The following is a 26,472-nucleotide window of genomic DNA, read 5'->3' on the forward strand; positions in this document are numbered from 1 at the left end:
GAATGTTTCTTATGCAATACATCTCGGAGATTGATCAATTGTCCGCCTATCCCAGCATCGACACGGACGTGCTGCGCACCTTCGTCGCGATTGCCGACCAGGGCGGTTTCACCCGCGCCGGCGAGCAGGTCAACCGCACTCAATCGGCGGTGAGCATGCAGATGAAGCGTCTGGAAGAAGACGTGTTGCAGCGCAAACTGTTCGAGCGCGATGGCCGGCAGGTACGGCTCACGCCCGAAGGCCAGGTGCTGCTGGGTTATGCGCGACGCATCCTGAAATTGCACAGCGAGGTGTTCAATACCCTGCGCGAGCCGCATATGGTGGGGTTGGTGCGCATCGGCACACCGGATGACTACGTGATGCGCTTTCTGCCAGGGATCCTCAAGCAGTTTTCCAAAGCCTACCCACTGATTCAGATCGAAATGCACTGCGAAGCATCCACCGTGTTGATGCAGCGACGGGACCTGGCGTTGACCGTGATCAGCCGCGAACCCGGCAATGATCTGGGTGAGTTATTGCGTACCGAACGCATGGTGTGAGCAGCATCGCCGTGCTTTTGCGTGGAGGAGCACGATGCCCTGCCCCTGGCGGTGTCCGGCGACGAGTGCCTGTACACCCATTGGGCGCGTGCCGCACTGGACGCGGCTGGGCGAGATTATCGCCTGGCCTATCACAGCTCCAACGGAGCAGCGATCCTGGCGGTGGTGAGTGCGGGCCTGGCGGCGATGGTCAGCATGGAAAGCCTGGTCACCGACGACCTGCGCGTGCTCGGCAGCGACGAAGGCTTCCCGCCTTTGCCGTCGATGAACCTGCGCTTGCTGCGTAACCCGCAGATGACATCGCCGATCACCGAATGCCTGGCAGACTACATCGTCGAAGGCTTCAAACTTTGAAGGTCAGCATCACCGCGCACACCACCAAAAAGCCACAGAACAGGCCGCGCAACAGACGCTCCGGCAAGGCATGGGCCACTTTCACACCCCAACTGATACTCAGCAGGCCACCTATCGCCAGCGGCAGGCCGATCATCCAGTCCACCTCGTGGTGCCAGGCATAAGTGACCAGGGTCACACCGGTGCTAGGCAACGCCAAGGCCAACGACAAGCCTTGGGCGACCACCTGAGTAGTGCCGAAGACACTGGTGAGTACCGGCGTAGCGACCACCGCGCCGCCGACCCCGAACAGCCCGCCCATGGAACCGGATGCCGCGCCCAAGACGCCAAGCCAAGGCCAGGAATAACGCATTTGCGCGGTGGGCGGCGCGTTGCGAGTGAACATGCGCACCAGGTTGTAGGCCGATAGCGCGACCAAAAAAGCAATGAAGCCGATACGCATGGCGCCCGCATCCAGCCCCACCGCCCAGATCGACCCCAGCCAGGCAAAGCAAAAGCCGGTCACACCCAGGGGTAAGGCGTGACGCAACTCGATGCGGTTACGCTGGTGATAGCGCCACAGGGCGAGCATCACGTTCGGCACGACCATCACCAAAGCGGTGCCTTGGGCAATCTGCTGATCCAGGCCGAACAACACGCCCAGCACCGGGATAGCAATCAGCCCGCCGCCAATGCCAAACAGCCCACCCACGGTGCCCAACGCCGCGCCCAATGCCAGGTACATCACTAAATCCCACACCGCTTGCTACTCCGCCATTTGATGCTTGGCATGCTACGCAGTCGGCCCTGGCGCGGAAACGCACAGCAACGCACAATGGCTGTGCCAATCTCGCATAAGCGTTGAGCCATGAACCCCAACACCTTGACCGACCAACTGAGCCTGTTTCTGGATGTATTGGAAACCGGCAGTTTTTCCGCCGCCGCGCGCCGCCATCCGCTGACGCCTTCCGCCGTGGCGCGGCGCATCGACAGCCTGGAGAACTCAGTGGGCAGCCGCCTGTTCCAGCGCAGCACCCATGCGGTGGTGCCCACCTCAGCGGGCTTGGCCTTTGCCGAGCGGGCGCGACGGATTGTCAGCGAGTTGCAATTGGCGCGGGCCGAAGCCGTCTCGCTGAGCCATGCGCCGGAAGGGTTGATCCGGGTCGATGCGCCCGCAGCGTTTGGCCGCCGGCACCTGGCGCCGGTCATTGCGGACTTTTTGAGCCTGTATCCCGGCCTGGACGTGCACCTGCACTTGATCGACAGCTTTGTCGATATGCAGGGCGCGCATTTGGGCAAGGTCGATCTGGTACTGCGTGCCGGGCATATCGTTGACTCGCGGCTGATCGCTACGCCGTTGGCGAGTATCGTGCGTATCGCCTGTGCCAGCCCCGCGTACCTGAAAAGCCGCGGCACGCCGGCCCATCCTCGGGAGCTGAGCGAACATGATGGCCTGGACTGGGACGGGCTGGCGCCGATGTTCGCCTGGCGCTTCGAACTGGACGGGCGTCGCACCACCTATCGCCCGCGGCGCATCCGCATGAGCGCCAACAATGCCGAAGCCCTGCTTTCGGGCGCATTGGCCGGGCTGGGCATCGCTCACCTGCCGACCTGGTTGGCCAGTGAATACCTGGTGCGCGGCGAACTGTTGCCGCTGTTTTGTGAAGACGGGTTGCCCAGCCCGGAAACCGCCGGCATTTATGCGCTGCGCCTGGAACAGCAGCCCAATGCGCGCAGCCGGTTGCTGCTCGAATACCTCAAATCCCGTTTCAGCCCGGTGCCGCCTTGGGATCTGGCATTGCAAAGTGGCTTGGTCTGACGCCGAGGACAATAATTATCTGGCGCATTAAAGATTTGCCCGCTAGATTCCAGCCCATACATGCTTTTTCGAGGCGCCTCCATGAGCAAAAACCCTGATCCCTGCGAATCGCTGTTGCTGGACAACCAGCTGTGCTTCGCCCTGCACTCCACTTCACTGCTGATGACCAAGGTCTACAAGCCGCTGCTCCAAGCCATCGGCCTGACTTACCCGCAATACCTGGCCATGATGGTGCTGTGGGAAGAGGATGAGTTGACTGTCAGCGAAATCAGCAGCCGCCTGCTAACGGACCCGGGCTCCATGACGCCACTGCTCAAGCGCCTGGAAGCGGAGGGTTTGCTCAGCCGCACCCGCAGCCGTGAAGATGAGCGGGTGGTGGTGGTGGAGCTGACCGATGCCGGGCGCGCTTTGCAGGAGAAGGCCAAGGATGTTCCGCAATGCATCCTGGGTGCCAGCGGGATGGCGCTGGAGCAATTGCGCAAGCTGCAAGGCGACCTGATCGCGCTGCGCGCTAATCTGCAAACCAGCCTCTGACACCCCCAGCATTACACACACTCAGAAGTGGGAGCTGGCTTGCCTGCGATGGCGCCCTCACAGCCGATACCTATCTACCTGACACCCCAACGATCCAACTGTGGGAGCGGGCTTGCTCGCGAAGGCGGCCTGGCAGTCAACACAGTTGGATTGTGTACATATCCATTGCTGCGGTAACGGCCACTTAGGGTTCCGCCTGACGGCGGGTCACTTTGGAAAAGAGCCCCAAAGTAACCAAAGGGCTCTTGCCCCACCACTCGGCACCTCGCCTAGGCTCGGTGTGCCCGTAATCCGCCAGTGATTTGGGGGGCCGCCGCCACGCGCCATCCATGGCGCGGGGCGGCTAAACCGGCATCCCTGCCGGTTTACCCCCCAAATCCCTGTCGAATTCCGGCCAGCGTGGTTTGACGGGGCGCCTGAGATCAAAAGCAGATCAAGAGCGGCTCGCTTCGCATCGTGGTTAGCGTTGGCTGCTACAGCCTGCAAAGTTGTGTAGATACCTAGGCTGCGATGGCGGTGTATCAGCCGCTCATGTGCAAGCTGACTCGCCGTCATCGCAGGCAAGCCAGCTCCCACTTTTGCTCTGTGGTGCCCCTCAAATTTTTGTTCACCTAAAAAAGCTGAAAATTTATCTTGCGCACAAAACATTAGCGCTATACATTCACCTCACCAACTACCTAGCGCGCAAATGTTTAGCGCTAAAACACAGAGGAACGCCCCATGCAAACGCTCTACACCGCAGTAGCCACCGCCACTGGCGGCCGTGATGGTCGCGCCGTTTCCAGCGACAATATCCTCGACGTAAAACTGTCGACTCCAAAGGAGTTGGGCGGCGCTGGAGGCCAGGCCACTAACCCCGAGCAATTGTTTGCCGCCGGCTACTCCGCTTGCTTTATCGGCGCACTGAAATTCGTGGCCAGCCAGACCAAACGCAAGATCCCGGATGACGCGTCGATCACTGCCCACGTGGGCATCGGCCAGATCCCTGGCGGCTTCGGCCTGGATATCGACCTGCATATCAGCCTGCCGGGCCTGGCCCAGGATGATGCACAAAGTCTGGTCGACGCCGCGCACCAAGTCTGCCCGTACTCCAACGCTACCCGTGGCAACGTGGATGTGCGCTTGCATGTAACGGTCTGATAAACAGACGCCCATGAAAAAGCCCGACTCAAGGTCGGGCTTTTTTTCGTATCGCCGGGGCCAGAATTACTTCTTGGCGCGACCTTTGTACGAACCACCTTCACGGGTGTCGATCTCGATCAGGTCGTCGATTTCGATGAAATCGGCCACTTGCAGTTCGGTACCGTTGCTCAGCTTGGCAGGCTTCATCACCTTGCCGGAAGTGTCGCCGCGAGCGGAGCCTTCGGTGTAAGCAACCTTACGCACGATGGTGGTCGGCAGTTCTACGGAAACCAAGCGCTCTTCGAAGAAGATAGCTTCGCAGACGTCTTCCATGCCTTCTTCAATGAACGGCAGAACGGCTTCGATATCTTCAGCGTTCAGCTCGTACATGGTGTAGTCGGTGGTGTCCATGAACGTGTAGGTGTCGCCGCTGATGAAGGACAGGGTCGCTTCTTTGCGGTCGAGGATCACGTCGTCCAGTTTGTCATCGGCGCTGTAGACGATCTCGGTCTTGTAACCGGTCAGCAGGTTCTTCAGCTTGGTCTTCATGATTGCGCTGTTACGACCAGACTTGGTGAACTCAGCTTTCTGAACCAGCCAAGGGTCGTTTTCGAGACGGATCACTGTACCGGGTTTCAGTTCTTTACCAGTTTTCATTGCGTATATCCGAAATTTGGATGGGATTGACAAAAATCAAGGTGGCGTATCATATCCAACTTTCATAAAACTGTACCAGCGCCGTCGCAAGATCGGCCTGCAAGCCTTGTTCCAGACACCAGTTCTGCGCGTGCTGGCTGACCTCGGGCCAATGTTCCAGCAGCATTTTCCAGGACTGTGCCATATCGCCATCAGCGTTCCAGGCTTGCCAGAGCGTGACGACGGCAGCCTTGGCGGCTGGCGAAAGTGCGGCGGTGTACAGTTCCAAGAAGGCGTCGAGCTTGTCCAGGTGGATGTCTTCGTCCTGGCGATAGATATGCCACAGCAGTGGCCTCCCCGCCCACTGGGCACGCACGAATGAGTCTTCGCCACGCACGGCATTGAATTCACAACACCACAACAACTGGTCATATTGCTCCTGGCGCACGAATGCAATGACCTGCACGGTCAGCGCGCCGCGCACCTGGATGTCGCCTGCGGACAAGCTGTTCACGCCTAGCCAGCGTTGCACATCCCCCAGAATGCGCCCTTCCGGCACCAGCAAGTGCGTCCCACGCCCATCAGCCGCCAATACGTCGAGCCAGCCGGCCAAGCCGTCATTCTCATAGGCAAACAGCGACATCAAACGCGCGCCGACCGTCGGAGCAACGCCCAGGCTTTGCAGGAACTGTTGCTGCGCGACGTCATCCTGCTGAAATGCCTGGCGGCGCTCCAACAAGCCAGCTTCACGCAGCAGGCCGCCGGTGCCAGGGCGAAAACCGGGGAAGAAAAAGTATTTCTGCACGCCTTTGTACTTCACCGAAGGCAAGCGATGGCAGCCCACCACCCAGTCTTCGGCGCCGAGGTAATCGAGGTTCATCCACAATGGCGCACGCTCACGCTCGGCCATGCGGTCCATGTATTCAGGCGGTAGCTGGCAGGCGAACGCGGCAATCACCACATCGGCCGGGTGTGCGCCCGGCCATTCGGCTGGCCAGTGACGCACTTGCACGCCCTCTTGCCATTGCTGGCCCACCTGCACATCAATGTCCGGGCACATGCGTTCGAAGGCGCGCAGGTCGTCGACCCACAAGCGCACATCACAGCCATGCTCCACCACCAACTGCCGGGCCAGGCGCCAGGTCACGCCGATGTCGCCGTAGTTGTCGACGACACTGCAAAAAATATCCCAGCGGGCTTTCATTCCGGGCTCCATCGATCAAAGGTCTGATTGTCCGCATAAATGGGTGGATGCAGAAGGCTTGATCGCGATTATTCTGCAAGGAGGCTGTGCGACAATCACCGCCATGCCGTCAATGCCTGCCAGGAGGCCCTTATGTCTGACCGTCCGTTGTCGTTGTTCAAGCTCTGCATCGCGATTGCCGCAGGCGTATGGCTGGGGTTTATCGCCATTGCGCTGACCACCTGGCTGGCGTCTCGCTACCTGTTCCCCCAAAGCTTGGCACCGGTGGCCCAGGCGGTTCAGCAATTGGGCAAACCGGCCACGGTCGATGAGTCACAACCACCGAACCGCCTGTTCGAACAGTACCAACAGAACCTGCAAAAACAGGCACAACAACAGGCCTTGGACCAGGCCCGAAGCAACGCGCGTAACCTGTCCAACCCCAAATGCCAGTTCTGGCTGCAACAAGACCAGAACGCCCCCAATGAAAAGACGCGGGCCAATGTCCTGCAATTCTGCGATTGATGCCAAATACCGCCATGAATAAACACGCCGTGCTCCAGTTGATCCTGGAAAAACTCACCGTCGACCTCGACATCGTCCAACGCGCCGCGCAGACCGCCTACGAAACCGCGACTCACGAAGAAAACATCGCCGAGAACAAATACGACACCCTCGGCCTGGAGGCTTCCTACCTGGCCACCGGGCAGGCCCGGCGAGTGGAGGAGATCAAGCAATCGCTGGTGCTGTGCCAGCAACTGCAGCTACGTGCGTACGATGATCAACGCGGGATAGAGATCGGCACGCTGGTGGGCCTGGAAGATGAGGACGGTCGCCAGCAGTGGCTGTTCCTGGCGCCGGATGCGGCGGGTTTGAAAGTGGATGTGGTCGGGCAACCGGTGACGGTCATCACGCCGCGCTCGCCGTTGGGCAAAGGCCTGTTGGGCAAACGTATCGATGAAGAAGTGGAGATTCTGGTGGCCGGCGCTCGGCAGTACTTTACGGTGACCGAGGCCAGTTAACCTACAACCCCTGTAGGAGCGAGCTCGCTCGCGAAGAAACGCAAGGGCGCCGCATTCAACCTGGCGCCCCGCGTTATCGTTGACGCTCTTCGCGAGCAAGCTCGCTCCTACAGGGTAATCGTGTCAGTGGACGGGCAATTCGACGCCGTCGAACAGCTCTTCCAGCTCTTGCTTGTTGTGGCACTGGATCGCCTTGGCCATCACTTCGCGGGTCAGGTGCGGCGCGAACTTCTCGATGAAGTCGCACATGAAACCGCGCAGGAAAGTACCGCGACGGAAACCGATCTTGGTCACGCTGGACTCGAACAATTCACTGGCATCCAGCACCACCAGGTCTTTATCGAGGTTGGTGTCGACCGCCATCTTGGCAACGATCCCAACGCCCAGGCCGAGGCGCACATAGGTTTTGATCACGTCGGCATCGGCAGCGGTGAACACCACCTTGGGCGTGAGGCCGCGATGGCTGAAGGCTTCGTCGAGCTTGGAACGGCCGGTAAAGCCGAACACATAGGTCACGATCGGGTATTCAGCCAAGGCTTCCAGGGTCAGCTTCGGCAGCTTGGCCAACGGGTGCCCCTGAGGCACAACCACGCAACGGTTCCAGCGGTAGCACGGCATCATCACCAGGTCGCCGAACAGTTCCAGGGCTTCGGTGGCGATGGCAAAATCGACGGTGCCGTCAGCGGCCATTTCGGCAATCTGCATCGGCGAACCCTGGTGCATGTGCAGGGCCACATCCGGGTATTGCTTGATGAAATCACGGATCACCGGCGGCAATGCATAGCGCGCCTGGGTGTGAGTGGTGGCGATCGACAAGGTGCCTTTCTTCTCGTTGGAGAATTCCTGGGCGATCTGCTTGATGCTTTCGACTTTACGCAGGATCTCGCCGGCGGTGGTGATGATGCGCTCGCCAGCTGGAGTGACGCGGGTCAGGTGTTTGCCACTGCGTGCGAAGACTTCGACGCCCAACTCGTCTTCGAGCAGGCGGATCTGCTTGCTGATACCAGGCTGCGAGGTGTAGAGGCTTTGAGCGGTAGCGGAAACGTTGAGGTCGTGGTGCGCCACTTCCCAGATGTAGCGCAGTTGTTGAAGCTTCATATCAATCCCTCAAAGCAGATAGACGCCACGGGTATCAGCGACGGTATATAACTATATTAAAGGTTTAGCGGATAAATCTAGAACTTTTTATCCTTTTTACCGATCAACTGTCGTCACTGCGCCGACGCTGCAGCGACGGCACCAGGTAAACCGGCACCGGGGACAACTGCAACATCCGTGCGGCGGTACGTCCAAGGGGGACGGCCACGCCGGTTGCCTGGCTATGACTGCCGACGACCAGCAAGTCGACGGACAGTTTTCGCAATTGGTCGAGAATCACCTCGCAAGGGTCCCCCTGGATCACCTTGACCGAGCGAATCCATTGCAGGTCCTGCTCCCCTTCCCCCCACTCCTCGCGAAAGCTGTCCAGCACGCGTTGTTCAATCGTCGCCATCACCGTGCTCAGCCCCTTGCTCTGCCATTCGCTCAAGGCGGCCTCATCAAGGTAGCTCTGCAGTACCGATTCGGCGAACAAGCCGATGGGCTCGACCACGTGGATCACATACAGGTCAGCCTTGAACGTTCGCGCCAGCGCCAGTGCATGTTGCATCACGTAGGGCGCATACAGACCGAGGTCCGTGGCAAACAGCATCGAACGAATCATAGAACCTCCTGGACTGCCAGGATGGCGGGGATTGAATGAGCTTAGCAGCTAGCGCTCGGTCTGGACTCCCCCCAATCAGCGGTTGTGCCGATCAATAAAACTCAAGGCCTGGTAAAGCGCCTGCATGCGTGGCAGTTCGCAACCGGCCGCTTTGGCAGCGGCCAAGGGACGGGCGTAGATGGCCGCCAGTTCCAACGGCCGCTTGTGCAGGTGGTCGTGGTACATGCTGGGCAGGTAGTCGTCCATGGTTTCGGTCATGGCGAACATCTGCCCGGCGTAGCTGGCAGCAATTTCATGCCCACAGGCATGAGCGCCCTGCACCACCTCGGCCATCAGCGCCTGGATCAACTCGCGGCTGGACTCATCGGCCATCATGGCCGTGGTGCCTGTGCCCAGCAACACCGAGAGGCCGTTGAACGGCACGTTCCAGACCAGCTTGTGCCAACGCGCCAGATGCACATTGGCCATGGCCTGGGACTCGATGCCGGCTTGATGAAACAGCCCGGCGCCGGCTTCGACAATCGCCTGTTGCTGCGCCTCATCGTTGGCCGCCGTGCCGCTGTGATAACCCAGGTTGACCCGGCCCAACGCCTGATGCTCGACCACACCGGGGGCCGAGCGGTGCACACCGATGTAGCACAGGCCGCCCAACAGATGCAGCGACGGCGGCAGGTGTTCACGCAGGCTGTCTTCCACATCGAGGCCGTTTTGCAGGAGCACCACTTTGGCGTCCGGCGCCGCCACCTGGGCGATGGTCGGCGCCAGGTCTACATTGCCGGTGGACTTGGTGCCCACCAATAGCCAGTCGCACGGCGGCATGTCGGCGGCGCTGGCATAGGCCTGCACCGGATGCAGGTGCAGTTGCCCATGCACCGTACTGTTGACGTGCAGGCCATGCTTGCTCACCGCGGCGTATTCGCTGCGCAACAGAAAATGCACGTCGAAGCCGGCACGCGCCAGCATCAGTCCGTAGTAACCACCAATGGCACCGGTGCCGATAATGCCAATGCGTGGCGACGGGGCTGCAACTGCTGTCATGGCAAATCCTCTGGTGTTCGGGTTAGCGCCTGGTTTACGCATTCGGCGAGGTCGGACGCTGTAAGACGTGTCTGTAATTGCCCAAGGAATTGACCCTCGCACACCAGGAACAACGCCGGCAAATGAAAGATCTGGTAGCGTTGCACCGCACCGCCATTGTGCCCGGCATCCACCCAGCACACGCGGTCCACCGGCAACTGCCAGCCAGGTAACTGCTGGCGTGCCCAGCGGCAACTGGCACAACCGACACTGGTGAACACTACCAGCGAAATACCTGGCAATCCCAGCAATTGCTGGTCAATATCCAGGTCGGTCAATTCCAGTTCCTTCACTATACTGCTGCCATTGCCGTCAACTGGACGGCGCTCGGAGTCCGTGTACATGGGTCGTTTTTTACCTCACCCTGATGATGTCGCTGTCGAGTTGATCCAACGTCCCACTCCCGCCCTGCCCCGCCAACGCCTGCACACTATCGGCCGTGGCGGCATCGCCTGCAATTGGCCGCGTGCCTGGCGCGCCGGCACGGCGGTTGACCTGCATATACCTTCCCTGGGGCCCAGCGCCCGTTATCCGGGCTATGTTGCCTGGTGCCGCAAGGTCGAACAGGGCTATCGCATCGGTATCTGCTTTACCGATGAACACGCCTTGTTCGGTGCGCGGATGGGCGAGCAAGTGTGCCAGATCGAGCGTTACTGCCGCCTGCACGAAGATGCCGAGCCAACGCCTGCGCAACTGGAAGCCATGGCCCGTGATTGGGTGTCGCGCCATGCCGGCGAGTTCTCCCATGAGGCGGTTGTGCAGCCAGCGCTGGATTAAACCGGGCTTTGCCCATTGTCGCGGGCCCGTGTTACGCGCTAAGGTTCCTCCCCCCTGCATTCAAATCATGCTGTGCCCGCCGCACGGGGATAGCTGGCGGCCGGCACCCGTGACCCTGGCGAGTAACACGATGGCTGATTTACCGATCAATGACCTTAACGTTGAATCCAACGAGACCCTGATCACCCCCGATCAGCTCAAGCGCGAAATCCCCCTGAGCGACGCTGCCTTGCAGACCGTCACCAAGGGCCGCGAAGTCATCCGTGACATTCTCGACGGCACCGACCACCGCCTCTTCGTGGTGATCGGGCCCTGCTCTATCCACGACCTCAAGGCCGCCCACGAATATGCCGAGCGCCTCAAGGTGCTGGCGGCTGAAGTGTCCGACACCTTGTACCTGGTCATGCGCGTGTATTTCGAGAAGCCGCGTACCACCGTCGGCTGGAAAGGCTTGATCAACGACCCGTACCTAGACGACTCCTTCAAGATCCAGGACGGCTTGCACATCGGTCGCAAGCTGCTGCTGGACCTGGCTGAAATGGGCCTGCCCACTGCCACCGAAGCCCTCGACCCGATCTCCCCGCAATACCTGCAGGACCTGATCAGCTGGTCGGCCATCGGCGCCCGCACCACCGAATCCCAGACTCACCGCGAAATGGCGTCCGGCCTGTCCTCGGCCGTAGGCTTCAAGAACGGCACCGACGGCGGCCTGACCGTGGCGATCAATGCGCTGCAATCGGTCTCCAGCCCTCACCGTTTCCTGGGCATCAACCAGGAAGGCGGCGTGTCCATCGTGACCACCAAGGGCAACGCCTACGGCCACGTGGTGCTGCGTGGCGGCAATGGCAAGCCCAACTATGATTCGGTCAGCGTCGCCCTGTGCGAACAGGCGCTGAACAAGGCCAAGATCAAGCCAAACATCATGGTCGACTGCAGCCACGCCAACTCCAACAAAGACCCGGCGTTGCAGCCGCTGGTGATGGAGAACGTTGCCAACCAGATCCTGGAAGGCAACCAGTCGATCATCGGCTTGATGGTAGAGAGCCATTTGAACTGGGGTTGCCAGGCGATTCCAAAAGACCTGGCCGACTTGCAGTATGGCGTGTCGATCACCGATGCCTGTATCGACTGGTCCGCCACCGAAACCACCCTGCGCAGCATGCGTGCCAAACTCAAGGACGTGTTGCCCCAGCGCAAACGCACCTGAGCCTGTACCTGTTTCGCGCACACAAAAACGCCGGGCTAAGCCCGGCGTTTTTTATTGGCAACTGGTCAGTTACAGCTTCGCGGCATGGCGCTGGTGGCGCTCCATGTAGCGTTCGACATAGGAGCACGACGGGATCACCGTGTAGCCAGCCTCTTCGGCAAACTTCAAGGCTTCCTCGGTCAACGCCGCCGCAATGCCTCGCCCCCGCAGTGCGTTGGGCACGAACGTGCGATAGATATCCAGGGTCTGCTTCCCGAGGTCCATGTAGGTCAGGTAGGCACGATGACCGTCCACATTGGTCTCGAACTGATGACCAGCCTGGTCATGGTGGATGGACAACGCCTCGCTCATCACTACTCCTCGCGGGTCTGAATTAACGACCCTACCTTACCGATGTTTTTCCGGCGAAGGAACATCTACGCCACCCCGTGCCGGTTTCGACAGCGAGAAAACCGTGAGCGCTCACAACCAGCACATAGGGAATAGTAGGCACCAATCCTGAAATTGCTCAAGGCGCACTCGTCATTCCCCGCCGCTGGTGGATATAGAAAGGGCCTCGATCAACCGGTGACCGATAGCCTGAACATTGCCGGCAGTTGAACCTTGAGACGAACTGGCGCTCTTAAAGTCACCTCTAGATGCGCAAAAGATGCCAGCCGCAGTAAAGCCAAACGCAACCAAAGTGCCCCGCTTCGTTATATAAAATTTCATCTGTTTACAAGGCTTAACACATGCGGGCCGGCCCTTTCAGCCTGGATCCAATGTTCGTCGAGGCGCAAAAAATTGGACGGTTTTCATACAAACCGTCAAAAGATTAGCCAAAATAGATTCGGCACAAGAAATTTTTTTGCTTCTTGCGCAACGTCAGTTTACTTACTACAAGTAATGGGTAGTATGTACGCCGGCTATTAGCTCACTCTGAGAAAGTAGCCATTAAATTGAAAGTCCTTGAAGGGGAACACGATGAACAACGTTCTGAAATTCTCTGCTCTGGCTCTGGCCGCAGTTCTGGCTACCGGTTGCAGCAGCGTCTCCAAAGAAACCGAAGCTCGTCTGACTGCAACTGAAGACGCAGCAGCTCGCTCCCAGGCCCGTGCAGACGAAGCCTACCGTAAAGCTGATGAAGCTCTGGCTGCTGCTCAAAAAGCACAACAGACTGCTGACGAAGCTAACGAGCGCGCTCTGCGCATGCTTGAAAAAGCAAGCCGCAAGTAATAATCCTTCGGGGTTGTTATCAAGCCGATCCATTTATGGGTCGGCTTTTTTTTGCCTTTGATTTGGCACGCGCCACCTGTAGGAGCGAGCTTGCTCGCGAAGGTGGTCAACGATGACGCGGGCGTGCTGATTTACAGCGGCGCCCTCGGGTTTTTCGCGAGCAAGCTCGCTCCTACAGCAGGTCGGCCGGCGTGCTTGAGGCCACCGGAGCCGCGCCTGGCACACCAATTTCGGTCGGCAAGCCATCCTCGGCGGCGACCACATCACGTACCTGGTCCCAGTTGACCCGCAGGTTATTGGACAGGTCTTCGCGCTTGAGCAACGCATTGATAACTGCGGTGTGCTTGTCGACCACCGATGGCGTACCGTCATCGTTCAACGGCGTGTGGGCTTCAAGATAGACCTTGCCACCGCTGCTGCCGAACTTGTACGCGTCGTTGATGATGCGCACTGACGTACCCACCGGCACCATGCCCGCCATTTCCAACACGTTGTTATTGAACATGCGGAAGCAACCGTGGCTGGTTCGTGTGCCAATACCAAACTTCATGTTGGAGCCGTGGATCAGGTAACCCGGCGTGCCCAGGGTGAACTTGAACGGCCCCAGTGGGTTATCGGGGCCGGCAGGCACCACGTTGGGCAACGGATCACCGTTGGCGGCGTGCTCGGCCTTGATCGAGGCCGGTGGCGTCCAGGTCGGATTCGGCGTCTTGGCGATGATACTGGTATGGGCGATCGGCGAACCCCAGCCTTCTCGGCCAATACCCAAGGGGAAGGTGTAGACGACGTTTTGGCCTTTTGGATAGTAGTAGAGCCGGTATTCCGCCAGGTTGATCACAATGCCTTCCCGCGGCCCGGGCGGCAGGATAAAGCGTGTGGGCAGCACAATCTCGGTGCCCGCGCCCGGCAACCAGGCATCGACACCCGGGTTGGCCGCGACCATTTCCGAATAGCCCAGGTCGTAGGTAGTACCCAGATCGGCAAAGGTGTCTTCGTACTTGGCCTTGATCACTTGGACCTGGCCGACAATGTCCTCACCGGGCGGTGGCAAGGGCAACTGCAAGGCCGCCGCCGAACCCGCCGCACAAAGCGCAGCAAGAGACAGGCAGCAGGTAACGACGGAAAGGCGCGACAACATCCGAAAAATCCTTCGCAAGACGACGGGTAGGGAAAAATTGATTGTATACGGCTTCGCAGCGCCAAGCTTCAAGCGGTTTTACAGCTCGAAGCGCAGCTCCGGCCAGATCGGCGGCGTGCCGCGCTTTTGCGATTCGAGAATCGCCCGGCACAAAGGGCAGAGTCGCTGGTCTTGGAAAATCGAGCGGTTGACCGATGACCAGCGTGGCTGTGCCGGCAATAGAGTGCCGCAGAGCGTGCGATCAATGGAGCCGCCCAGTTCCAATTGACGCGCCACCAAATGCACCCGCACTTCCTGGCAGGCGAACAGGTCCAGCTGCTCGTCCGGCTCGATCAGTTGGTAGTTAAAAAGGGACCAGGCAGGGCGCGACATCGAGGGCTCCAAATCGGGGGGGCGCCACCTTAGCCGAAAGCCTGCCGGTAGAAAAGCGTCATAACAGCGGTTTTAGCGTTGGCCAGACATTTTCCAGTAACTTGCCTTGCGCGGCGACTGCCGGATGCAATTGATCAGCCTGCATCAGCTCAGGATGACCGCCCACGCCCTCAAGGAAAAACGGTACCAGAGGAATGTCTTTTTCCTGGGCCAATGCACCATAGACTTGTGCAAACGCATTGGTGTATCGGGGCCCATAATTGGGTGGCAACTGCATGCCCAGCAACAGCACCTTGGCACCACCGGCCTTGGACTGGTCAATCATCGACGCAAGATTTTGTTTCAATTGCGCAGGCGGCTGGCCGCGCAAGCCATCGTTGCCACCCAACTCGATCACCACCACATCCGGTTTATGCGCCGCAAGTGCCGCCGGCAGCCGCGCGAGGCCTCCTGCACTGGTGTCGCCGCTGATGGAAGCATTGACCACTTTATCGTCAAAACCCTCCTGCTTGAGCCGTTGCTCCAGCAACGCGACCCACCCTTTGCGGGTATCCAGGCCGAAACCGGCACTGATACTATCGCCAACGATCAGGACTGTACCCGCCGCTGCGTTCTGGGCCATGCACATCAAGGCCAGGCCAGCACTCAAAAACCACACTCGCATCGGATTCTCCATGGGCGCAAGCATTCTCACCGCGCGAAACCTTAGCAAAGTGGTTCCCAGCGCGGAAGGTGAACTGACTATCCTGCACGAACTGAGCCTGGAACTGAACAAGGGCGATAGCCTGGCTATCGTCGGCAGCTCCGGTTCCGGTAAATCCACCCTACTGGGCCTGCTGGCCGGCCTCGACCTGCCCAGCAGCGGCGAAGTGACCCTGGCCGGGCAAGCCCTAAGCACCCTCGACGAAGACCAGCGCGCACGCATCCGTGCCGAACATGTGGGCTTCGTATTCCAATCCTTCCAGTTGCTCGACAGCTTGAACGCGCTGGAAAACGTGATGCTGCCGTTGGAGCTGGACGGTCGCCAGGACGCCCGCGAGCGTGCCAAACACCTGCTGGAGCGCGTAGGCCTGGGCCAGCGCCTGACCCACTCGCCCCGCCAGCTGTCCGGTGGCGAACAACAGCGGGTGGCGATCGCCCGCGCGTTTGCCGCCGAACCGGACGTGCTGTTCGCCGACGAGCCCACCGGCAACCTCGACAGCCATACTGGCGAGCGCATCAGCGACCTGCTGTTCGAGTTGAATAAAGAGAGCGGCACGACCCTGGTACTGGTCACCCATGACGAGCGCCTGGCCCATCGTTGCCGACGCCTGATCCGCCTTGAAGCCGGCCTGATGGTCGCGCCCCTGGAGCCTTGATGGCACGTTTGCCGCTGTTGCGTCTGTTCAGCCTTGCCATGCGTCAGTTACTGCGCGATGCCCGCGCCGGTGAATTGCGCGTATTGTTCTTTGCCCTGCTGGTGGCCGTGGCCGCCAGCACCGCCATCGGCTACTTTGGTGCGCGCCTCAACGGCGCCATGCTGCTGCGTGCCACCGAGTTCCTCGGCGCCGACCTGGTGCTCGAAGGCAGCTCGCCGGCCCGTCCCGAGCAAATCAAATCAGGGACCGAACTGGGCCTGGATCACGCTCGCATCGTGGAGTTCTCCAGCGTTATCGCCACCGACAACGGCATCCAGCTTTCCAGCATCAAGGCGGTCAACGAGCAGTACCCGTTGCGTGGCGAGCTTAAAAGCAGCACCGAGCCCTTCGGCGCTGAAGTTCCGGGCGGTGGTCCAAAACCCGGCGAAGCCTGGGTGGAAGCACGATTGCTGACGGCGCTGGACCTGAAAGTCGGCGACAGCATTGATGTCGGCATGAAGACCCTGCGTTTGGCGCGCATCCTGACCTATGAGCCCGATCGCGCCGGCAACTTCTACAGCCTCACGCCCAGGGTCATGATCAACCTGGCGGACCTGGACGCCACCGGTGTCGTGCAGCCAGGCAGCCGGGTGAGCTACCGCGAACTATGGCGTGCGCCGCAAGGCAGCACAGCGCTGCAAACCTATCGCGACCTGGTCAAGCCGGGCCTGGCCGCCAACCAGCGCCTGCAGGACTCTCGCGATGGCAACCAGCAGATCGGCGGCGCGCTGGGCAAGGCTGAGCGCTACCTGAACATGGCCAGCCTGGTGGCCGTGCTGCTGGCTGGGGTGGCCGTGGCGCTGTCGGCCAACCGCTTCGCCAGTCGACGTTTCGATGCCAGCGCGTTGTTGCGCTGCCTGGGCCTGTCGCGCCGTGAAGCGATGTTGTTGTTCACCCTGCAACTGAGTGTGCTGGGCTTGCTGGCGAGCCTGGCCGGCGCCCTGCTCGGCTGGCTGGCGCAGTTTGGCCTGTTCTATTTCCTGCACGACCTGCTGCCCGCCGACGTACCGCCGGGCGGGCTGCTGCCGGCCGTCGCCGGGATCGGTACCGGGCTGGTCGCCCTCGCCGGCTTCGCCCTGCCGCCACTGGCCGCACTGGGCCGGGTACCGCCGCTGCGGGTGTTGCGCCGCGATTTGCTGCCTATTCCTTCAAGCACCTGGATGGTCTACGGCGCGGCACTGTTTGCCTTGGGCCTGATCATGTGGCGCCTGAGCCTGGATTTGGTACTGACCTTCGCGTTACTCGGCGGCGGTGTAGTCGCTGCGCTGCTCCTGGGTGGCTTGCTGTTGCTGTTGTTGCAAAGTCTGCGACGGTTATTGGCTCGCGCCTCCCTGCCCTGGCGCCTGGGCCTGGGCCAGTTGTTGCGTCACCCGTTGGCGGCGGCAGGCCAATCCCTGGCCTTTGGCTTGATCCTGCTGTCGATGGGGTTGATCGCGCTGTTGCGGGGCGAATTGCTCGACACCTGGCAAAACCAGTTGCCCAAGGATGCGCCCAACTACTTCGCCTTGAATATCCTGCCGGCCGACAAGGATGCCTTTGGCGCCCGCCTGCTGGACGTCCAGGCGCAAGCGGCGCCGCTCTACCCGGTGGTGCCAGGGCGCTTGATCAGCATCAATGGCGAACCGGTGCAGGAGATTGTCAGCAAGGACTCCAGCGGCGACCGTGCCATTCAACGCGACCTGAGCCTGACCTGGGCAGCCGACTTGCCAGCGGGTAACGTCCTGACGGCAGGTAGCTGGTGGTCGGCGCAACCCACTGATGGGGTTCCTGGCGTGTCGGTGGAAGCCAAAGTGGCCGAGAGCCTGAAGCTCAAGCTCAACGACCATCTGGTGTTCACCATCGGCGGTGAAAACCGTGAGGCGCGGGTTACCAGCCTGCGCACCATCAACTGGGATAACTTCCAGCCCAACTTCTTCATGATTTTCCAACCGGGCACCTTGAAGGATCTGCCCGCGACTTACCTCACCAGCTTCTATCTGGCTCCCGGCCATGACCAACAGATCGTCGACCTGTCACGGGCCTTCCCGGCGGTCACTATCCTGCAGGTCGAGGCCCTGCTGGAGCAGTTGCGCAGCATCCTTGCCCAAGTGACCTTGGCCGTCGAATACGTGCTGTTGTTTGTACTCGCGGCGGGCATGGCGGTGTTGTTCTCTGGCCTGCAGGCCACCCTGGATGAACGAATCCGCCAGGGTGCATTGCTGCGCGCCCTGGGTGCCGAGCGTAAGTTGCTGGTCAAGGCCCGACGCATTGAGTTCGGCCTGCTGGGCGCCGTCAGCGGCTTGTTGGCGGCACTGGGCACCGAACTGGTGACCTGGGTACTGTACCGCTATGCCTTTGACCTGGCGTGGCATCCCCACCCGTGGCTGTTGCTGCTGCCCGTGATCGGTGCTTTGTTGATTGGCGCTGCCGGGGTGTTCGGCACGCGCCGTGCGCTGAATGCCAGCCCGCTGACCGTATTGCGCGAAGGCTGAAACCCGGATGGCACGTACCCAGCCAAGGTACGTGCCATCAGGCGGGCTTCACATATTCGATCTTGGTGATCCACCAGCACACCTCTCCGCCGGGGGTCTGTACGATTGCCTCGTCATCCACCTCCTTGCGCAGCAGGGCCCGTGCCATGGGTGAGTCGATGGAGATGTAATCCATACGGTCGTAGATCTCGTCATAACCCACGATGCGAAAACGCTTGGTCTCGCCCTGTTCGTTTTCGATTTCGACCCATGCGCCGAAAAATACCTTTCCCTCCTGCTCGGGCATGTACTCCACCACCCGCATGTCTTCCAGGCGTTTGCGCAGGTAACGCACGCGCCGGTCTATCTCGCGCAACAGCTTCTTGTTGTACTGGTAATCGGCGTTTTCACTGCGATCTCCCAGGGAGGCCGCCCAGGTCACTTTGCGCGTGGTATCCGGACGCTTTTCACGCCACAGGTAATCCAGCTCTTTTTTCAGCGCTTCATGACCTTCTTTGGTAATCAGCTTGGTACTCAAACGCTTGCATCCCCAGGCAATGTCCAATGGTGCCGTTATGCCAGGGCATCATGCCCAGGCAGCGGCTGGCTGGGACTGATGATAAATGAACCCTGGAAAGTATCCAGGCCGGCGCCCCATTACCTCACCCATGCCCCTCCAGCACTTGATCCAACTCAAGCAACGTGCCCTGCATACGCTGGCGCATACCCGACAACTGCAACATCATCATCGCCAGCTTTTCGGCCTTCTGGCTGACCTCCAAGCCCTGCTCCTGCAAATAGGCATGGCGCTGTTCAAGTTCACGGCCCTTCTCTTCCAGCTGGCTCTGCTGCTGTTGCAATCGCGCCTGCCACTGTTCCAGCATCTGTTCCTTCTCCAGTACTGCGCATTTTTTTTGCGTCAATTCCTGGGCGACCTTGGCCAGGTTGCTCAGTGCGCTGTCCATTTCGAGCAAAGAGGTATGGTCCATCTGAGCAGGCGGGTCCAAGGGTTCGGGCTCCGGCTCGGGTGGGTCCAACCGCAGGTTGTTTGGCTCAAAGTGACTGTCATCTTGTTCAACCGGAACAGGCGACGCACTGCTCTCAACCTGCTCCTGCGGTATCGCGACCAGCGACCGCGCCGGTTCCTCAACGGTGTCTTCATCCATAGGCTGCGGCGCAGTCTTGGCTGAGCGCGGATTTCGCGGCGGCGCAACCATTTGCGACGAGAAGCGAATGGACGGCACGATCACTGCACTGCTTTCGATCGCAGGCAACGCCGGGGCTGACATGCCCAGGGTGATGACCTTCATGACCAGGGCCTTCTTGATGATCACCGAGTGGTGATCCTCTGGCCTGGCCGGCGGTAACCGGCAGCCTTTCAAATCAATGAAATGAAAGGGAACCTGGGGTTCGGCAATGGGCGTCGTCTTCGAGCCGGCTGCGGCTGCCATCGTCAAGATCTGTTTGAAGACTTGCATGGCTAATTGCAGGTCCTCTTTGGAATCAACGCCTCCCAGGAAATACCGTTCAATCTTTTTACGTAATGCGGCGATATAAACCCTGGAGTGGCCGGGCTCCGCCTCCTCATCCAGGCTGTACACCAGAAAGTTGGACGCCGTTTGCGTAACAGCAAACCCGCACAACAAGGCGCCGTTAACCGGCGTCCCTTCATCGTTGCGCTCAAGAACAAGAGTACGTAGAAGCATCATGGCAATCAGGCCTCATTACAAAAAAGAAAACTTTATATAAACATCCGATAAACATCCGGGCATTAATAAGTATTCAAAACAAAACAATTGTTTCAGCGAATTATCGGAGCGAACGTAGGATTCTTCTTATTAAGCATACTTCGCGTTCCCAAGCCTTCATATTGAACGTACCCTTTTTAAAGCACTTTCCCCTACAGCCGGCCCCTCTCACACGCCCTGCAAAACTTATTCGGTAAAACCATGATCGAGATAAGCAACCTGACAAAACAGCTGGGCAAAACACGCGTAATCAGCAACGTGTCCTTCTGTGCCCAGCGCCAGGAGTGTGTGGGCCTGCTGGGAGAGAGCGGTGCAGGGAAAACCACACTATTGAGCTTGATCGCCGGGGCGATCAAGCCGACGGCCGGGCATATCACTATTCAAGGTTTCAATACCCATACCCATTCAACTCAAGCCAAAAAAGTCATTGGCTATCAACTTCAAGGCGGCCTCGACCATCACACGATGTCCGTCAAACACATGCTCAATTTCATTGCTGCCATTCGCGGTTTGAGCGGGCTGGAAAAACGCAGCCAAGTGGCGCAGGTCGTCGCACGCCTGGAACTGCTGCCCGTGCTCGACTGCGCCATCAGCGCACTTTCCCTTGGCTTGAAGCGCAGAGTGGCAATGGCCCAGGCGCTCCTGCATTCACCAAGCCTGCTGCTGTTGGATGAACCCACAGAAGGGCTCTGTCCTGATCAACGGCTCAAGTTCCGGGCACTCATTGAGTCCCTGAGCGATGAAATGACCATCATCATCGCCTCCCGCCATTACCAGGAGCTGGCGGACATCTGCACCCGTGCCTTGGTTATGGCCGGTGGCCGCCTGGTGGCCGATGCCTCGCTGCCCGACTTACAGCGCAGCTCCCGGCATTTCCAGGCCGTCACCCTCGCAGCAGACACCCCGCTGGACTTGCTCGCGCTGGCCGTATTGCCCGGCGTCGCCGGCATCGAAGAAGACCGACATGCACCCGGCAAGGTGACGGTCCTGGCCATGCCTGGGCATTCCGTATTTCCCGCAATCAACGCGCTTATCACCCATCGCGGCTGGAACATCACGTCAATGAATCTGGAGCCGGGTCGCCTGAACGATGTCGTTCACCATCTGAGCCAAGAGGTAACACCTTGAGACTGCTACCTGTCATTTTCAAACGACAACTCGCCAGCTACGCCTGCGCGCCCAGCACCTATCTGAGCGTGGCAATTTTTCTCGCGCTATGCGCCGTGCTGGGACTGCATTCCAACCAATGGATGGAGCGCAACAGCAGCGATCTGCAGGCCTTTTTCGAGCTGCATCCCTGGCTCTATCTCCTGCTGGTCCCCCTGTTATCGACGCAGTTGTGGTCGGATGAATCCAACGCCAGCTTTTACGACACCCTGAATGCCTTGCCTGTCACCTCAGTGGAACGAGTGATCGGAAAATTTATCGCAGCATGGACTGTCTGTGGCATTGCGCTGATGCTTAACTTCCCCTTGGTAATTGCCGTCAATTATCTGGGCACGCCTGACAATACCGTTATCGCTTCGCAGTTCCTGGCCAGTTGGTTGCTGGCGGGAAGTTATCTTTCCGTGGGTTGCTTCATCTGTGTACTTGCGAACCAACGCCTGCTGATTTTCTTTTTCACCCTCGGCTTATTGCTGACCGCCAGTGGGCTTTCGTCAGTACTGGATGCACTTGAACAACAAGCACCGATATGGGTTATCGACAGTTTGATATCCCTGGATCCCATCGCCCGCTTCAGCGCGATGGATAACGGCAGACTCACACTGCATGACAGCCTGTACTTTATCAGCATGATCGTTGCTTTTCTGTTTGCAACCACCCTCACACTCAACTACAAAAGCAGTTGAGAAAAGGAAGACCACTGATGGGATCCGCTTTTCGTGCGGGTATGACACTTCTCGTCATATCACTGCTGTTTCTGGCACTCAATCTAGTCTGGGTACCCAAACTACCTACTGCCCAATGGGACTTTTCCCAAGAAAAAATCCATACGTTATCGCCGGCAACGCGGCAACTACTTGCCTCACTTGAAAGCCCACTGGATCTGTATTACTTCAACACCCTCAATGCGCCGCAAAAAAGCCAGGCATTAGAACGTTATGGCCGGCGCGTCGAAGACGTGCTCAAGGCGTTCGAAAAAGCGGCAAACGGCATGATCAACTTACATATCATCAACCCCGCTCCCTTTTCTGAAGACGCCTACAAAGCCAGCTTGTTCGGGCTTGATGACACGCAAGGATTTCTTGGTCTTATCGGCACCCGCGCTGGCCAGGGCGCCCAACGCATCGAAGCGTTCCGCCCTGAGCACGAGTCATTACTAGAATATGAGATCAGCCACCTGATCTATAAGTTGGGGCACCCTGAGCGTGCCACTGTCGGCCTGCTGTCGGGCCTGTCGCTGGATAAACCAGCCAGCGAGCTGCTGGCGTTGATGCGCGAGCAATTCAATGTGGTGGAACTGGCGTCGAACATTGCTCAGGTACCGCCATCCATCGCGACATTGATGGTCATACAGCCGCACGCCTTACCTGAGCGGGCCTTATATGCCATTGAGCAATCGGTATTGAAAGGCACCCCGTTGATGATGTTCATCGACCCTGTGAGCGAGATAGGCGCTGACGCCGTGTCAGCGAACGCGAGAATGGAGGGGCTGCTGAACGCGTGGGGCATCCAGATGCCGGAGGACAAGCTGTTGATCGACAATCTTTATGCCTCATCAGCCACGCCCGGTCCGGGAATGCCCCGGGTACTGCACCCGGCCCGGCTACACCTGCCACGACAGGCCATGGCCACGACGGATATCAGCACCTGGGGACTGGACAGCGTCATCGTCTCAAGCAGCGGCGCGCTTTCGCTAGCGCCCAAGAGCCGCTCACTGCTGACCCCACTTCTACTGAGCTCAGGGCAGTCGGCCCTGTTGGACGCAAAACGCTTTGCCTCAGCGACCACATTCGACTCGCTCATCGATGAAACGGCAACTTCAGGGCAGCGCCACGTAATCGCAGCGCGCATTGAGGGGCCCGCTTACTCAGCGTTTCCCGACGGTTACAAGGGCCAGCCGCCCGGGCTGCAAAAAGCAGAACTGATTCAGATGGTAGTCGTGGCCGACACTGACCTGCTAGCGGACACTCTCAGCCAGGCACGACCCAACGGCAACGCGCAGTTGGTATTGAACACATTGGATAACCTGGCGGCGCCCGACGCACTCAAACGCATTCGACCCCGTGTCATGCACCAACCGTTGCACAGGCTGGATCAGATGCGGGACCAAGCCGCACAGGCGTATCGGAAAAATTCGCTTGAGCTGGAGCGACGATTTGAGCAGACGGAGCAAGCGTGGCGAAGGTTGAACCCACTGCACACACGGCTTATTACCCAAGCGGTGGATACCAGTACCCAGTTGCAGGCACTCAACAAGGAGCGCCTGCAGTTGCCCATCGAGTTGCAAGCACTCAAGGCGCAGGCCTATGCCCCGGTGCAGCGTTTCGAGCGACAGCTCAAAGGGCTGATAATCGTGCCCCTTCCGCTGCTGTTGTGCCTGATTGCCTGGTTACTTTTCCTACACCAGCGCCGGCGTCGTACCCCCGCGATCTTTCACTAATCGCTCACCGACGGGCAATCAGCCCTTGCCGGGCAATGCGCGTCAGTTGGTGGATCACCTCATGGGCGTTGCTGGCACTCGGTGCCTGAATCACTGCCAGGTCGAAACTGTCGCTGGCAAAACGGGCCAGAGAGTCACCATCTTCAACAAACTGGATCAGGAACGCCGAGGGCCGACCGGAACGACGTGGCCAGCCGTCCAGATAGCGCAGCAGTGTCGGCTGGTGCTTGCCGCCCAACAGGATTTTCGGATTGCGTTGCGTCAGGTCCGCGGTGATCGGGGCCAGGCGTATGAGGGGGCGTAGTGCATTCATCGTGTCGTGTCTCTGCCTCAAAAGTCTGCGGGCAGGTGAGAGGCAACACCGAACCAGCGCTTTAGCGGTATTTCGAGGAACGCCCTGCGTGAGCAAGCGTGCTTCTGTCGGGCTGCATTGAGACCCAGTGGCGCCCCGCAATTAGCTGTTTAAATCGGCGCATGAGCAGCATCCTAGAGAAGCCGGTGGGGCAGTGTCAAGAATCCCGGGCAACGAAAAGGCCCGCATCAGCGGGCCTTTTGTGCAGCGTGCAAAACGATCAGTGAGTGATCGCGCGGTCGACAGACAATTTGCCCGCACCTTCCAGCAACACCGCCAGCGCGCCGCCGAGCAACGCCAGTGCGAACTCATAACCGTTGTTGGCCATGAACAGCCCGTTGTGGATGTGTACAGAGAAAATCGCCACCAGCGTCAGGAAGGTCAGGCCCAATGCAGCAGGGCGGACCAGCAAACCGATGATCAGGGCCAGGCCGGCGAAGAACTCGGTACCGCCCGACAGCAGCGCCATCAGCGTACCCGGCGCCAGGCCGATGCTTTCCATCCATTGTGCGGTGCCCGCCAGGCCACCACCGCCAAACCAGCCGAAGAGTTTTTGCGAGCCGTGGGCAGCGAAGATTATGCCGACGAAGATGCGCAGAATAGTCAGGCCATAACCGGCGCGAGTGGACAGTACACGGGTAATCATTGGGCTCATGGGGTAAATCCTTTTCCAGGTAGGGGTTGGTTGGCCGCTATATTAATCAGTTTAAACAATGATAAAAGCCGAAATATTGCCTAATTAATATCTAACAATTCGATTATTTGCGCGAGGCAATTTTAGCAGCTACCGGCTCAAGGGACTCCCGCTCCCGATCGAACGCCAAATAATACTTGTTGACGCTATTAACATAGCTGACGCCGCCCATCCCTACCTGCTCCATGGCAATGCGTTCAACCTGGAAAAACCACTGATTGGGGTTAAGCCCGCGGCGCTTGGCCTCGGTGCGCATGCCTTGCACTCGCTCCGGCCCCATGTTGTACGCTGCCAGCATAAAGGCCATGCGCTCGCGCTCATTGAGCTTGGGGCTGGCGAAAAACTTGCGACGGATCATCGCCAGGTAACGTGCCCCCGCTTGCACGTTATTGTCGAGCGTCTCGATATTGTTGACCCCCACCCGCTGGGCCGCCGACGGCGTGATCTGCATCAGGCCAGTGGGGCCGCCGCTGTTGCGCGCACCTGGGTCCAGGGAAGACTCCTTGAACGCCAACGCCGCCAGGTTCAGCCAGTCCATACCTTGCTCACGTGCATGTTTTTGCAAAACCGGGCGCAGTTTTTCCAGGCGCTGGCGGTCAGCCCGCGCCAATGGGTTACGGACCTGGTAGAGGCGTCGATAGATACGCTGGAAGGCCACATCCTGATCGGAAGGCGTGTGATAGGTCTTGAGAAACCGATCAATGCTCGCGCGCAGCATCGACGCGTCCTGGCGCACAAACCAGAACTCGTCGCCCGGTTCGCTGATCACTACTTGTTTGTCAAAGCGCAACTTGGGCAGGATTTTCGCCCAGCGTTGGGCAATCGGTTTTTCCACAATCGTCAGGTGAAAAATCCCGGCCTGCACCATCTCCAGGACATCTTCCACCGCCAGGCTGGGGTCAACCCATTCCACTTTCACCGGTGGGCGTTTGTGCAGGGCCAGTTTTTGATTGACCTGACTGATGGCATCCGCCGCCGCACTGCCTGTGGTCAGCGTCACCGTGCGACCCGACAGTTGCTCCAGCTTGGTAAACCGCCGTTCGCCCTTGACGCCCACCAGCCACAACGGCACATCGCTGACAATCGGGTCGCTGGCACTGACCTTGCGCACGCCCTTCACGTCCAGCAACTCACCGGGCGCCACCAGGTCGCCTTCACCGCGGGCCAGCGCGCCGAGTAACTGGTCCTTGGCCTTGGGGATGATCTTGAGGTTGATGGCCTGCCCATCACGGGCATGGCCGTTGAGGTACTGCTCGAAGGCGCGCAACCGGTGGTATTCGACACCGATGGCCTGGCCCTGCACTTCACCGGAGCTGTTGCGGCTCTGGTTGACCAAGACGCGCAGGGTGCGGCTGGAGCGAATTTGCGCGAGGTCGCGGACCTTGCCGGGTTTGGCCACCTGCAGCGGCCCATCCAGACGTGCGACCGCCGCCATGGGCAGCCATAACGTCAGACACAACATAAGCAACGCCGAGGGTCGGATCATCCGCTCTCCGGAAAGAAAACTGGCCAGCGCCTGCGCGAATAACGCAGTGCTGGTGGTCAGAAACA

At 59.4% G+C, this 26,472-nt stretch carries 29 protein-coding genes and 1 pseudogene; 14 read left to right on the top strand and 16 right to left on the bottom strand.

Translation table 11 applies throughout. The annotated features are described in order from the left end of the window. Positions 1–11 precede the first annotated feature (11 nt). A pseudogene (locus CRN80_RS28535) lies at positions 12–893 on the top strand (LysR family transcriptional regulator). Here the strand turns inward: CRN80_RS28535 and CRN80_RS28540 are convergent. Next, on the bottom strand, positions 883–1,632 hold the full coding sequence (locus CRN80_RS28540; protein ID WP_044274558.1) for a sulfite exporter TauE/SafE family protein: 750 nt from the start codon (positions 1,630–1,632) through the stop codon (positions 883–885). The pseudogene CRN80_RS28535 and the gene CRN80_RS28540 overlap by 11 nt on opposite strands. A gap of 108 nt (positions 1,633–1,740) precedes the next feature. Between CRN80_RS28540 and CRN80_RS28545 the strand changes: the two genes are divergently transcribed. The 3 genes from CRN80_RS28545 to CRN80_RS28560 all read left to right on the top strand — a co-directional run bounded on the left by CRN80_RS28545 (position 1,741) and on the right by CRN80_RS28560 (position 4,365). Further along, entirely contained in the window at positions 1,741–2,691 is a 951-nt protein-coding gene (locus tag CRN80_RS28545; protein WP_056789308.1) for a LysR family transcriptional regulator, read from the top strand. A gap of 81 nt (positions 2,692–2,772) precedes the next feature. After that, positions 2,773–3,225 (top strand): MarR family winged helix-turn-helix transcriptional regulator, encoded by a 453-nt coding sequence (locus tag CRN80_RS28550; RefSeq protein ID WP_056789311.1) that lies wholly within the window; start codon positions 2,773–2,775, stop codon positions 3,223–3,225. 720 nt (positions 3,226–3,945) lie between these two features. Then, positions 3,946–4,365, top strand: a complete 420-nt coding sequence (locus CRN80_RS28560; protein ID WP_010176159.1) for an organic hydroperoxide resistance protein — start codon at positions 3,946–3,948, stop codon at positions 4,363–4,365. A 66-nt stretch (positions 4,366–4,431) separates the two neighbouring features. On the opposite strand, the gene CRN80_RS28565 is transcribed toward CRN80_RS28560, so the two are convergent. Both CRN80_RS28565 and earP read right to left on the bottom strand, forming a co-directional pair. Beyond that, on the bottom strand, positions 4,432–5,004 hold the full coding sequence (locus CRN80_RS28565; RefSeq protein ID WP_003172723.1) for an elongation factor P: 573 nt from the start codon (positions 5,002–5,004) through the stop codon (positions 4,432–4,434). A gap of 49 nt (positions 5,005–5,053) precedes the next feature. Further along, complete coding sequence (gene earP / locus CRN80_RS28570) at positions 5,054–6,187, bottom strand: elongation factor P maturation arginine rhamnosyltransferase EarP (protein ID WP_098952281.1); 1,134 nt, start codon at positions 6,185–6,187, stop codon at positions 5,054–5,056. A gap of 132 nt (positions 6,188–6,319) precedes the next feature. Here earP and CRN80_RS28575 point away from each other — a divergent pair, with 132 nt between their 5' ends. After that, entirely contained in the window at positions 6,320–6,691 is a 372-nt protein-coding gene (locus CRN80_RS28575; RefSeq protein ID WP_032892740.1) for a hypothetical protein, read from the top strand. Between the two features lie 14 nt (positions 6,692–6,705). After that, entirely contained in the window at positions 6,706–7,188 is a 483-nt protein-coding gene (locus CRN80_RS28580; protein ID WP_098952712.1) for a GreA/GreB family elongation factor, read from the top strand. Positions 7,189–7,311: 123 nt separating this feature from the next. Here CRN80_RS28580 and cysB read toward each other — a convergent pair whose 3' ends face one another. The 4 genes from cysB to CRN80_RS28600 all read right to left on the bottom strand — a co-directional run bounded on the left by cysB (position 7,312) and on the right by CRN80_RS28600 (position 10,311). Continuing rightward, a complete protein-coding gene (cysB, locus tag CRN80_RS28585; RefSeq protein ID WP_003189876.1) occupies positions 7,312–8,286 on the bottom strand; it encodes an HTH-type transcriptional regulator CysB in 975 nt (324 codons plus the stop codon). 103 nt (positions 8,287–8,389) lie between these two features. After that, the gene (locus tag CRN80_RS28590; protein WP_098952283.1) at positions 8,390–8,890 is read right to left on the bottom strand and encodes a universal stress protein; all 501 of its coding nucleotides are present in this window, start codon (positions 8,888–8,890) and stop codon (positions 8,390–8,392) included. 75 nt (positions 8,891–8,965) lie between these two features. Further along, on the bottom strand, positions 8,966–9,928 hold the full coding sequence (locus CRN80_RS28595; RefSeq protein WP_098952284.1) for a putative 2-dehydropantoate 2-reductase: 963 nt from the start codon (positions 9,926–9,928) through the stop codon (positions 8,966–8,968). Next, entirely contained in the window at positions 9,925–10,311 is a 387-nt protein-coding gene (locus CRN80_RS28600; RefSeq protein WP_044274564.1) for a thioredoxin, read from the bottom strand. Before CRN80_RS28600 ends, CRN80_RS28595 begins: the two co-directional genes overlap by 4 nt. Between CRN80_RS28600 and CRN80_RS28605 the strand changes: the two genes are divergently transcribed. Together CRN80_RS28605 and CRN80_RS28610 are read left to right on the top strand one after the other, a co-directional pair. Next, a complete protein-coding gene (locus CRN80_RS28605; protein ID WP_098952286.1) occupies positions 10,310–10,744 on the top strand; it encodes a PilZ domain-containing protein in 435 nt (144 codons plus the stop codon). The two genes, CRN80_RS28600 and CRN80_RS28605, sit on opposite strands and share 2 nt — an antisense overlap. Before the next feature lie 130 nt (positions 10,745–10,874). Next, positions 10,875–11,951, top strand: coding sequence for a 3-deoxy-7-phosphoheptulonate synthase (locus CRN80_RS28610; protein ID WP_032892746.1), 1,077 nt, complete (start codon positions 10,875–10,877; stop codon positions 11,949–11,951). A 69-nt stretch (positions 11,952–12,020) separates the two neighbouring features. On the opposite strand, the gene CRN80_RS28615 is transcribed toward CRN80_RS28610, so the two are convergent. After that, positions 12,021–12,302, bottom strand: a complete 282-nt coding sequence (locus CRN80_RS28615) for a GNAT family N-acetyltransferase (RefSeq protein WP_003189869.1) — start codon at positions 12,300–12,302, stop codon at positions 12,021–12,023. A 612-nt stretch (positions 12,303–12,914) separates the two neighbouring features. Between CRN80_RS28615 and oprI the strand changes: the two genes are divergently transcribed. Beyond that, on the top strand, positions 12,915–13,166 hold the full coding sequence (gene oprI / locus CRN80_RS28620) for an outer membrane lipoprotei OprI (protein ID WP_003172710.1): 252 nt from the start codon (positions 12,915–12,917) through the stop codon (positions 13,164–13,166). Between the two features lie 172 nt (positions 13,167–13,338). On the opposite strand, the gene CRN80_RS28630 is transcribed toward oprI, so the two are convergent. The 3 genes from CRN80_RS28630 to CRN80_RS28640 all read right to left on the bottom strand — a co-directional run bounded on the left by CRN80_RS28630 (position 13,339) and on the right by CRN80_RS28640 (position 15,340). Continuing rightward, positions 13,339–14,304, bottom strand: coding sequence for a L,D-transpeptidase family protein (locus CRN80_RS28630; RefSeq protein ID WP_003189867.1), 966 nt, complete (start codon positions 14,302–14,304; stop codon positions 13,339–13,341). Between the two features lie 78 nt (positions 14,305–14,382). Further along, positions 14,383–14,676 carry a hypothetical protein gene (locus CRN80_RS28635; protein ID WP_003189866.1) on the bottom strand — a complete coding sequence of 98 codons (294 nt, stop codon included), beginning with the start codon at positions 14,674–14,676 and terminating at the stop codon, positions 14,383–14,385. Positions 14,677–14,734: 58 nt separating this feature from the next. Beyond that, a complete protein-coding gene (locus tag CRN80_RS28640; protein ID WP_169918663.1) occupies positions 14,735–15,340 on the bottom strand; it encodes an arylesterase in 606 nt (201 codons plus the stop codon). 10 nt (positions 15,341–15,350) lie between these two features. Between CRN80_RS28640 and CRN80_RS28645 the strand changes: the two genes are divergently transcribed. Both CRN80_RS28645 and CRN80_RS28650 read left to right on the top strand, forming a co-directional pair. Continuing rightward, positions 15,351–16,034: an ABC transporter ATP-binding protein gene (locus CRN80_RS28645; protein ID WP_003189864.1), complete on the top strand. Its 684-nt coding sequence runs from the start codon at positions 15,351–15,353 to the stop codon at positions 16,032–16,034. Continuing rightward, a complete protein-coding gene (locus CRN80_RS28650) occupies positions 16,034–18,544 on the top strand; it encodes an ABC transporter permease (RefSeq protein ID WP_098952288.1) in 2,511 nt (836 codons plus the stop codon). Before CRN80_RS28645 ends, CRN80_RS28650 begins: the two co-directional genes overlap by 1 nt. A 37-nt stretch (positions 18,545–18,581) precedes the next feature. Here CRN80_RS28650 and greB read toward each other — a convergent pair whose 3' ends face one another. Both greB and CRN80_RS28660 read right to left on the bottom strand, forming a co-directional pair. Then, complete coding sequence (greB, locus tag CRN80_RS28655; protein ID WP_032897540.1) at positions 18,582–19,061, bottom strand: transcription elongation factor GreB; 480 nt, start codon at positions 19,059–19,061, stop codon at positions 18,582–18,584. Between the two features lie 124 nt (positions 19,062–19,185). Continuing rightward, entirely contained in the window at positions 19,186–20,232 is a 1,047-nt protein-coding gene (locus tag CRN80_RS28660; protein WP_032892750.1) for a hypothetical protein, read from the bottom strand. A gap of 240 nt (positions 20,233–20,472) precedes the next feature. On the opposite strand from CRN80_RS28660, the gene CRN80_RS28665 reads away from it, so the two are divergent. The 3 genes from CRN80_RS28665 to CRN80_RS28675 are packed head-to-tail and all read left to right on the top strand — an operon-like array spanning position 20,473 to position 23,875. Continuing rightward, complete coding sequence (locus tag CRN80_RS28665) at positions 20,473–21,399, top strand: ABC transporter ATP-binding protein (RefSeq protein WP_032892751.1); 927 nt, start codon at positions 20,473–20,475, stop codon at positions 21,397–21,399. Further along, positions 21,396–22,121 (top strand): ABC transporter permease, encoded by a 726-nt coding sequence (locus CRN80_RS28670; RefSeq protein ID WP_098952290.1) that lies wholly within the window; start codon positions 21,396–21,398, stop codon positions 22,119–22,121. Before CRN80_RS28665 ends, CRN80_RS28670 begins: the two co-directional genes overlap by 4 nt. Before the next feature lie 17 nt (positions 22,122–22,138). Continuing rightward, positions 22,139–23,875 (top strand): Gldg family protein, encoded by a 1,737-nt coding sequence (locus CRN80_RS28675; RefSeq protein ID WP_098952291.1) that lies wholly within the window; start codon positions 22,139–22,141, stop codon positions 23,873–23,875. A gap of 4 nt (positions 23,876–23,879) precedes the next feature. Here the strand turns inward: CRN80_RS28675 and CRN80_RS28680 are convergent, their stop codons facing one another. The 3 genes from CRN80_RS28680 to CRN80_RS28690 all read right to left on the bottom strand — a co-directional run bounded on the left by CRN80_RS28680 (position 23,880) and on the right by CRN80_RS28690 (position 26,407). Next, on the bottom strand, positions 23,880–24,188 hold the full coding sequence (locus CRN80_RS28680; protein WP_003189853.1) for a hypothetical protein: 309 nt from the start codon (positions 24,186–24,188) through the stop codon (positions 23,880–23,882). Positions 24,189–24,447: 259 nt separating this feature from the next. Further along, positions 24,448–24,882 (bottom strand): DoxX family protein, encoded by a 435-nt coding sequence (locus tag CRN80_RS28685; protein ID WP_003189852.1) that lies wholly within the window; start codon positions 24,880–24,882, stop codon positions 24,448–24,450. Positions 24,883–24,985: 103 nt separating this feature from the next. Further along, the gene (locus tag CRN80_RS28690) at positions 24,986–26,407 is read right to left on the bottom strand and encodes a transglycosylase SLT domain-containing protein (protein ID WP_098952293.1); all 1,422 of its coding nucleotides are present in this window, start codon (positions 26,405–26,407) and stop codon (positions 24,986–24,988) included. Positions 26,408–26,472 lie beyond the last annotated feature (65 nt).

The organism is Pseudomonas sp. FDAARGOS_380, assembly GCF_002591235.1.
In the GTDB taxonomy this organism is placed as follows: Bacteria; Pseudomonadota; Gammaproteobacteria; order Pseudomonadales; family Pseudomonadaceae; genus Aquipseudomonas; species Aquipseudomonas salmasensis.